At 27.8% G+C, this 7,784-nt stretch carries 12 protein-coding genes and 1 pseudogene; all 13 read right to left on the bottom strand.

All coding sequences use genetic code 11. The features are described 5' to 3' along the window. Window positions 1–210, bottom strand: a pseudogene (locus BZ132_RS02960) (signal recognition particle-docking protein FtsY); the annotation flags it as partial. Window positions 211–413: 203 nt separating this feature from the next. Continuing rightward, window positions 414–830 (bottom strand): prefoldin subunit alpha, encoded by a 417-nt coding sequence (pfdA, locus tag BZ132_RS02955; RefSeq protein ID WP_011406198.1) that lies wholly within the window; start codon window positions 828–830, stop codon window positions 414–416. A gap of 44 nt (window positions 831–874) precedes the next feature. Then, on the bottom strand, window positions 875–1,099 hold the full coding sequence (rpl18a, locus tag BZ132_RS02950) for a 50S ribosomal protein L18Ae (RefSeq protein WP_011406197.1): 225 nt from the start codon (window positions 1,097–1,099) through the stop codon (window positions 875–877). Continuing rightward, a complete protein-coding gene (locus BZ132_RS02945) occupies window positions 1,096–1,770 on the bottom strand; it encodes a translation initiation factor IF-6 (RefSeq protein ID WP_011406196.1) in 675 nt (224 codons plus the stop codon). Before BZ132_RS02945 ends, rpl18a begins: the two co-directional genes overlap by 4 nt. A 227-nt stretch (window positions 1,771–1,997) precedes the next feature. Continuing rightward, a complete protein-coding gene (locus BZ132_RS02940; RefSeq protein ID WP_011406195.1) occupies window positions 1,998–2,243 on the bottom strand; it encodes a 50S ribosomal protein L31e in 246 nt (81 codons plus the stop codon). A 55-nt stretch (window positions 2,244–2,298) separates the two neighbouring features. Next, window positions 2,299–2,454, bottom strand: coding sequence for a 50S ribosomal protein L39e (locus BZ132_RS02935; protein ID WP_048059712.1), 156 nt, complete (start codon window positions 2,452–2,454; stop codon window positions 2,299–2,301). Continuing rightward, window positions 2,447–3,037 (bottom strand): asparagine synthase-related protein, encoded by a 591-nt coding sequence (locus BZ132_RS02930; RefSeq protein ID WP_011406194.1) that lies wholly within the window; start codon window positions 3,035–3,037, stop codon window positions 2,447–2,449. The genes BZ132_RS02935 and BZ132_RS02930 overlap by 8 nt, the downstream gene beginning before the upstream one ends. 29 nt (window positions 3,038–3,066) lie before the next feature. After that, window positions 3,067–3,423 (bottom strand): DNA-binding protein, encoded by a 357-nt coding sequence (locus BZ132_RS02925; RefSeq protein WP_011406193.1) that lies wholly within the window; start codon window positions 3,421–3,423, stop codon window positions 3,067–3,069. Window positions 3,424–3,468: 45 nt separating this feature from the next. After that, the gene (locus BZ132_RS02920; protein WP_011406192.1) at window positions 3,469–3,906 is read right to left on the bottom strand and encodes a 30S ribosomal protein S19e; all 438 of its coding nucleotides are present in this window, start codon (window positions 3,904–3,906) and stop codon (window positions 3,469–3,471) included. Between the two features lie 59 nt (window positions 3,907–3,965). After that, complete coding sequence (locus BZ132_RS02915) at window positions 3,966–4,235, bottom strand: YhbY family RNA-binding protein (RefSeq protein ID WP_011406191.1); 270 nt, start codon at window positions 4,233–4,235, stop codon at window positions 3,966–3,968. Between the two features lie 25 nt (window positions 4,236–4,260). Beyond that, window positions 4,261–4,524 carry a ribonuclease P protein component 4 gene (locus BZ132_RS02910; RefSeq protein WP_232048216.1) on the bottom strand — a complete coding sequence of 88 codons (264 nt, stop codon included), beginning with the start codon at window positions 4,522–4,524 and terminating at the stop codon, window positions 4,261–4,263. 267 nt (window positions 4,525–4,791) lie between these two features. Then, complete coding sequence (locus tag BZ132_RS02905) at window positions 4,792–5,367, bottom strand: carbonic anhydrase (RefSeq protein ID WP_286940447.1); 576 nt, start codon at window positions 5,365–5,367, stop codon at window positions 4,792–4,794. A 116-nt stretch (window positions 5,368–5,483) separates the two neighbouring features. Next, the coding region (locus BZ132_RS02900) for a hypothetical protein (protein ID WP_286940445.1) at window positions 5,484–7,784 on the bottom strand (2,301 nt) is incomplete at its 5' end.

Raw genomic sequence — 7,784 nt, 5'->3', positions numbered from 1 at the left:
TTCTTTATCATCTTCTTCAGATTCTTCCATATTCTTTGAATTATCATCAGATACTTCTGTATCCGTAGTAATTTCTTTTTCTCCAGTAGATACATCATTTTTTTCTTCAATTTCAGTATCTGTTTCATTAGTTTCCATTTCTTCTTCTGGTATAGCATCTGATGCATCTTTAATAGTCTTATTTATTCGTTTTCTTATAAAATCAAACAAGCTCCTCACATCCATTATATTTTTAAAAAATATAATAATATCTATTAATTAAATATATTACTTTTATAACTAATAATACTTTATTAAATCAATTAATATGAGAATCGAAATATTGTGGATAATCAATTTTATTATTAAAATCCATGAAAAATAGTTTTATATTTGATGGTTATTTAAAAAAAAGAAGTTAAAACTTAGAGTACCTATTGTACTCCTGTTTCTTTCATTAATCTTTCTGCTTCAGGTCTTTTTTGTGCAATATATTCATTAATTTTTTGTAATTGTTCAGTTAATGAACCGATTAATTTTTGTACTTCTTCTTTATCAGTTTGAAGAGTTTTTTCAGTTTCTTCACGTGATCTTTTTATTGCAACATCAGAACCTACTCCTACTATGATATCTTCAGATTTAAGTTCTGTTTCAATAAAACATCCAGCTCCTATAGGAACTAAAGTTTGTTTACCTGTAGCATTTTTAATACCCTTAACAGCTTCTTGAGCAGTTGTAATATCAGCAAGTGACTGATTTAACTGTTCAATTTGTTGGGTTATTGTTTCACCTTGTTGTTGTAATTGGTTAATTTCAGTGACCATTTGTTCTAATTTTTGTCTATCTTCCATAAGAAATACTCTCCATTTTCAATTAATGGTCTACAACGGCACATTTAAATTAAATTTTGTACAACAGGGTCAGTTACTTCATCTGCTGTTATTTCAGAAATTTCATCAAAGATTATTTGATTTCTGTTTAATCTGTGTTTACTACCAAATTCAGAATATAATTTTTCTTCTACATCTGCTTCTTTGGTCCCTTTTAATTCACGTGTAAATGGTTTAGTTTTATCTATATCTAATAATTTTCCTTTTACTCTATATATTTTTGTTTTCATAATGATCCCTCAAATAAATTAAATACTTGATCAATCCTTGCTAGTTCGGGTCCTGTAGTTTTATTTCCTACAATGACTCCATTAGAATTTGCAATGATACATGCTCCTACGAGTTTAACTCCACGGTTAACTGTACCGATTTCTGCAGGTACACCTAATACATCTTCAACTAAATCTAATTCCTCTTCTGATGCATCTGGATGTACTAATGCGCCTCTATTGGTAGCTGCAACTAATGAACCCACAATATCTAAACCAGCTATAGAAGTTTCAACAACTTCTACTTCAAGAGTATTTTTAATAATTCTTTTAGCTTCATCAGATAAACTTGGATTTACTAGTGCTCCATTATCATTAGCTACAATAATATTACCTATTGCAGTTAATTTATCAGGCATAATTTCAACATTAATATCATGTTCACGTAATACATCTAATTCATGTGAAAAGACATATGGTGATATAAGTAGACCGTTAGAATTTCCAGCCATTAATGCTCCTGCTAGATTACTACCACAGATTGGTGTTTTAATTATTGGTACATTTAATGTTTCCTTAATACTTTTTAAGTATGAATCTTGGAGTCCTGGTGAAACTATAGCAACATTATCCTTTGCCAAAATAGAAACACCTAAATTAGGATTTCCATCAATATCAAATTTTTGTATCATTTTTATTACTCCATCTGTGTACTATTATTTTTTTTATTAAATATGTATCAATATAATCAAAATACCCATCTCTAAAATATTTTAGATTATATTTAAGTAGGTAGAGAAGTGATTAAGTTCTCTGTTACATGTATACATTATTATCTAAATCTTTAGTAACTCGTATTTTATGATAAAGAGATAGATAACATAATAATCTCATAGTTAGCATTTAGTAAAAAAATTATTTATTCATCTACTAATGTTACTGTTACTGTTTTATCATCTTCAACAGCTTTAACTTTAATTTTTGATGGGATTTTTTCTCGTCCTCTTTCCCATACTTTTTCGTTAATAGCTTGATCAATGATAACGTCTTCTGCTTTCATGTGTTTTTGAATGAATTCTCTAATGTATTTCATTGCTTTTGGTGACCTTTTTGTTCTAGGTACTCTTTTAACATCCCTTAGAGGAATTGTGTAAATTCTTTCCATTCTATTATACTCCTATACGTTTATTTTATAAAATAAAAATTATAAAGCCATAAGCCTATACTTTTATTTTACTTCTACTCCATTGTCTAGCTTGTGGATGAGTTCTTAATTTTCTATTTGTTTTCATCATAGCAAAGATAGGAACTCTTCTGTTTTGTTTAGTTTTTTTAGCTAATCTTAATTTTTTAGGTAAATCTTTATTTCTACTCATTTTCCTTCCATCCTATAACTCTTGATTGAATATGTTGTGGAAAAATTTCATTAGTGTCATATCCCTTCTCTTTAAGTAAGACTCGAATTTCCATTTCATAATCAGAACTATTATGTATGTTACTTTCTGATTTTTGAAGAGTAAATAATCTATCACTAGTATCATTTATGGTTTTATATCCAATACCTGTTAAATTAAGATATTGAATACCTTTACGATCCTCTAAACTTTGAATTTCAGAAAATTTAAGTTTAGGAATTCTATCCTCTCTTCTTGTTCCATCAGCAATTACCTGATATTCATCAGCTAAATGTTCAAGAACCATATGGTGTATATGATTAATACCATTATTTGGAAAATTATCTCTAATAATCATATCCACTGCATCTGTTAGAATTGTTTTATCAAGATTTAAAACTTTATGTTTAAAACCTAAACTCTTAGCAGATTCTTGTGCAGGAATACTTGAATTAAAAATACCAAAATTAATTGTAATTAATTCTACATCATATCCAAGTCTGTCTAATATAACAGCCATTAATGAACTATCTTTACCACCACTATATAATACAGCTGCTTTCATAAGAATACATCATATATTATATTAAAATTCTACTTTCGTGTGATATGAATTTCACGTTTATTACTAGTTGTTTCTCTTAAGATTTGTTTGAGTGTTGCATCAGTAACAGGAATTTGTAAACGTTTAGCTTGTGCCATTTGAATTAATTGCATTTCAATAGCATTTACAAGTTCTGCTTTAGTTAATCTTAAGTTTGCGAGTCTCTGACGTGCCTCAGGTGTTAATATTTGCCTTAAAGCATTCTTTTTCTGATTTTCAAATTGTTGCCTTGCCTGTTCTTCTTGTTGCATCTGTTCTAAACTAGCTCCTTGTTGCTGTTGTGCTGCAAGTTGCTGTTGTTTTAATTGTTCCATTCTTCTACGTCTAATTTCGTCAAGATCACTCATTTAGTACAACTCCTTTAATTTCCATATCATTAACAACTTACTAATTTAGTATTTTGATAATTCTGGAATATCTTTAATTATTTCTGCTGCTTTATTATCTAAGTAGGATTGTCCTGCAGGTGTTACAGTTCTTCCTTCTTCAGATTGTTGAACATATCCAGCAGCTTCTAATTGTTGTAATGCATGTCTGATAATAGATCCACTACCTCTTTTGAATTTTTCAGGACTAGTTCCTCTATCTTTGTTGCCACCATATTTAGTTTGTAATCTACTAATTCCAACTGGACCATCTACATATACTCTTCTTAAAAGAGCTGCTGTTCTTACATACCACCAATCAGGGTTTTCAGGTCTGCGTTCTTTATGAACTCCTGTTTTAACAAACATTGCCCATGTTGGTGTGTTTATTTTATCATTTTCTTTTAATTCTTTACTTACTGCGCTAATTAAACTTTCAGCAGGTACATCAAATGCTGTTGTCATGGTTTAATTTGCCTCCTATTAAATTATAATGTTTTAGTTTTTACCTATACTTTTAGAGATTACTTTCTCTTATATAATACAGCTACATTACCACGAACATCAATTAACTTAGATTTTGTTTTAGTAACAATAGTTTCTAGGAATTCGTCCTTATTAGAAGCAATATTTCTAGAAAATCTTACTTTAACAATTTCTCCAGCTTTTAATTGACGTTTTATTTCTTCAATTACATTGTCATTAATACCATTTTTACCAATATTAATTTCAATAGCATTTAAAGAATTTCTCATTATCTCTTTTCTACTCTGGACTTTGCTCAAATTAATCATTACTCCATTTATTTATTATATAACCCTAGTTTTTTTTAGTGTAAGGAACCTTCTTTAAATCACCACATTCTAGACATTTTCTAGAAATAGTGTTGTTAGAAAGTCTTACTCTTAAGTTAGACCCTGGTTTAAGGAATTTATTACAATTTTTACAAAACCTTCCTCGCCAATAATTAGGTAATGGTATATTATATTTAGTAGAGATATTACGAGTTAACTTAACATATCGATCAGATCGTTCTGGGTGTTTTGAAAATTCCTTCTCTGCTTGTTCAAACAGTATCTGCATCCTCTCGAGTGCTATAGTGTTTATCCAATTAGGTCGTTTTCTTCTACTCAAAAATATCTAATCCTCTAAAAAATATAGAATATTCTTCTTAAGTGCAAGGAATGAAATTATGAAAAATACATAAAATCTAGATAAGTAAACTTAAGAATAATAATATAATTTATATATAACCTTATTTAAATATGTTATGTTATATTAGTAGTAATTTTTATATAAAAAAATAGTTTTTACCACTCATAAAAAAAATAAAAAAGAATATAGATGAATCTATTCACAAGAGGTACCTATGGAACAGGCCTTGTCAACTTTTATTAATTCCCCACTTTCAACATCATATATGTATCCATATATTGGAATATTAGATGGTACCAATGGATGATTTTTAAGACGTGTAACATCATCAGTTACTGTTTTTTCAATATTATCTATTGGATAAAAATTAATATATTGTCCCTCTACAGATCCTCCTTCTTTACTTGGATTATACCACCCATTTTCTCCGTATTCTGCAGATTCAAGACTTTCTGATAGAAGTTCTGTGATTTCATTATTTGTAAATGTCATTCCTCCACAATCTGTATGTTGTATTACATACCATTCCTGTGTTCCAAGTAATTTATGTGAAATTATAAGTGATCTAATAACATCATCAGTTACTCTTCCACCAGCATTACGTATTACATGTGCATTATTTCTAAGTCCAGCAAATTGTACAGGATCAATTCTTTCATCCATACATGTTACTATTGCAAATTTCGCATTATGTGGTAGTTTTTTTTGATTTTTAATTTTTTCTGAATACTTTTTATTAGCTTTTAAAATATTTTCTAATGTTTCTGTCATAAGTTTCATCTTCTAATTACTATATGATAACTACTAATATATAGCTATAATATGTATTTTAGAGTAATTTTGAAAGTAATTTTATTTAAAAAAAAAATAGGAGGAGATGATGAATTCTATTTATCTACTACATTAATATCTGTTGATGTGATTTTATTTGATTTATATGCATATCTTTCACCAGCTACTATGGTAATATTGTGGTAATTATTAATTGCTGGTACTGTGATATTACTTAAATCAATTATTCCATCTGTTATATAATAGTAGATTGTATTGTTAGATTCATCAGTTAATGTTTTATCATTAATTTTTAAACATATCTTATTTGTTCCTACAACTAGATTTTCTTGATAATCTGTGATATTTGCTTTTAATGTAAGTTTGTTTGTGTTTTTATTAATTGTGATATTCGCTACATTAATATTAATAGGTGATTGTTCCACATTGAATATTGTTGTATTTCTTGTATCTGAATCATATAATGGATTTCCATACACTGCTTCAACAGTATAATTTCTTAAAACACTGTTGTTGTATACTGATGCCATACCATTTGGTATGTAATATGTGTAGTTAGCAGAATTATTTACTACTTTTACAAAGATTATATTACCATCTTCATCTTTTACGACTTTACCATTGATTTTAAAGATTACTTTTCCATTATTATTTATAATACTTGTATTTGTTCCATTTATTGTTACATCTTTGATTGTTGCATTGAATACTATTTTTGTATTTTGTTTTGTGAAGTTTGGTGTAACTGTTACATTTATTTGTGCACTACGTTTGTTTAGTAATACATGATTATATTCTGCTTTTGAACTTTCATAATTATATGATCCACTGTATGTGGCTGTTATGTGTTTTACATTTCTAAGATATGCATCTGCAACTGTTATATATTTTACAATTCCATCTACAACTTTAAATTTCATTGGACTTGCTGTGGAGTCAAATCTTCCATCTTCACGTAATGTTTTACCATTAAATTTAAATACAATATTTCCCCCATTTACAAGTTTTCCATTTTCATCAGTAATTCTTGCAGTTAATGTAATATTCTCACCAATATAACCAACAATAGAATCTACTACAATTGTTGATTTTAGTTTTCTTACATTAAATGATGCTTCATTACTTGATGGATTATATGTGTCATTTCCATTGTATTGTAGTGTTATGTTATTTTCTCCTAAAATACTTGTTTTGTATATGCATGTAAATGTTCCATTTGCATCTACATATAACTCTATCATGTTATTGTTAACAGTTATATTTATAAATGTATTTGGTACAATATTTCCAAATTCATCTACTAATTTTCCTGTTATAAATATATTTGTATCTATTGTTGTGTTTTCTATTGAATCTATTATTAGTTTTGTATTTATTTTTCTTGTATTGAATGATGTTTCATTACTTGATGAATTATATGTGTTGTTTCCAATATAATTTACTTCTACTTTATATGTTCCATCTATGTTTCCAGCATATGTTACTGAATACATACCTTCTTCATTTGTAGTTGTTGTATATGTATTTTTTGTACCTTTTGGATTGGTTATTGTTATTTCTACTGTGGTGTTTACTAATATGTTTTCAAATTCATCTTTGAGAACTCCACCTACATTAATATCTTGTCCTACTATTGTATCATTGATTGTGTTAATAAATAGCTTTGTATTTATTTTTCTTACATTGAATGTTGTAAATGTAGTTGCTGAATTATATTTATCATCACCAGGATAATTTACAATGACAGTGTTTTGATCTAATGTATTTACCATGTATGTGTAGTTGTATTTACCATTATTATCCGTTGTTGTGGTGTATTCTTGACCATTTATATTTATTGTTATTGTAGTATTTGGCAAGATATTTTCATATTCATCAGTAAGTGTTCCACTTACTTCCACATTACTAGAGATTGTTGTATCATTAATTGTGTTAATAGATAGATTTGTATCAATTTTACGTACATTAAATGAAGTATTATTGTTTGATGGGAAATGTGTTGTATTTCCTGAATATATAACATCTACACGATGTAATCCAGTTACATCTATGGTGTATCCATAGTTATATACTCCATTAACATCTGTTGTTGCTTTAAATATATTTCCATTAACTATTATTGTTATGTTTGTGTTTGCTAATATGTTTCCAAATTCATCAGTAAGAACACCACTAACAGTGATATCTCTTCCTACTGTTGTATCATCAATTGTATCAATGGATAGATTTGTATTTATTTTACGTACATTAAATGATGTTTGATTACTACTAGGACTGTACTTGTTATTACCAAGATAATTTACACTAACAATATTTTCATCTAAAGTGATAGTAGTATATATGTAGTTGTATTTACCATCATTATCAGTGGTTGTGGTGTATTCTTGACCATTGAT

The sequence above is a fragment of the Methanosphaera sp. DEW79 genome, from assembly GCF_003266085.1.
In the GTDB taxonomy this organism is placed as follows: Archaea; Methanobacteriota; Methanobacteria; order Methanobacteriales; family Methanobacteriaceae; genus Methanosphaera; species Methanosphaera stadtmanae.
This window is presented reverse-complemented; position numbering and strand designations above follow the sequence as displayed.

Coding starts and splice junctions, on each gene's coding strand:
- pfdA (WP_011406198.1), bottom strand. CDS start 830: ATGGAAGATAGACAAAAATTAGAACAAATGGTCACTGAAATTAACCAA.
- rpl18a (WP_011406197.1), bottom strand. CDS start 1,099: ATGAAAACAAAAATATATAGAGTAAAAGGAAAATTATTAGATATAGAT.
- BZ132_RS02945 (WP_011406196.1), bottom strand. CDS start 1,770: ATGATACAAAAATTTGATATTGATGGAAATCCTAATTTAGGTGTTTCT.
- BZ132_RS02940 (WP_011406195.1), bottom strand. CDS start 2,243: ATGGAAAGAATTTACACAATTCCTCTAAGGGATGTTAAAAGAGTACCT.
- BZ132_RS02935 (WP_048059712.1), bottom strand. CDS start 2,454: ATGAGTAGAAATAAAGATTTACCTAAAAAATTAAGATTAGCTAAAAAA.
- BZ132_RS02930 (WP_011406194.1), bottom strand. CDS start 3,037: ATGAAAGCAGCTGTATTATATAGTGGTGGTAAAGATAGTTCATTAATG.
- BZ132_RS02925 (WP_011406193.1), bottom strand. CDS start 3,423: ATGAGTGATCTTGACGAAATTAGACGTAGAAGAATGGAACAATTAAAA.
- BZ132_RS02920 (WP_011406192.1), bottom strand. CDS start 3,906: ATGACAACAGCATTTGATGTACCTGCTGAAAGTTTAATTAGCGCAGTA.
- BZ132_RS02915 (WP_011406191.1), bottom strand. CDS start 4,235: ATGATTAATTTGAGCAAAGTCCAGAGTAGAAAAGAGATAATGAGAAAT.
- BZ132_RS02910 (WP_232048216.1), bottom strand. CDS start 4,524: ATGCAGATACTGTTTGAACAAGCAGAGAAGGAATTTTCAAAACACCCA.
- BZ132_RS02905 (WP_286940447.1), bottom strand. CDS start 5,367: ATGACAGAAACATTAGAAAATATTTTAAAAGCTAATAAAAAGTATTCA.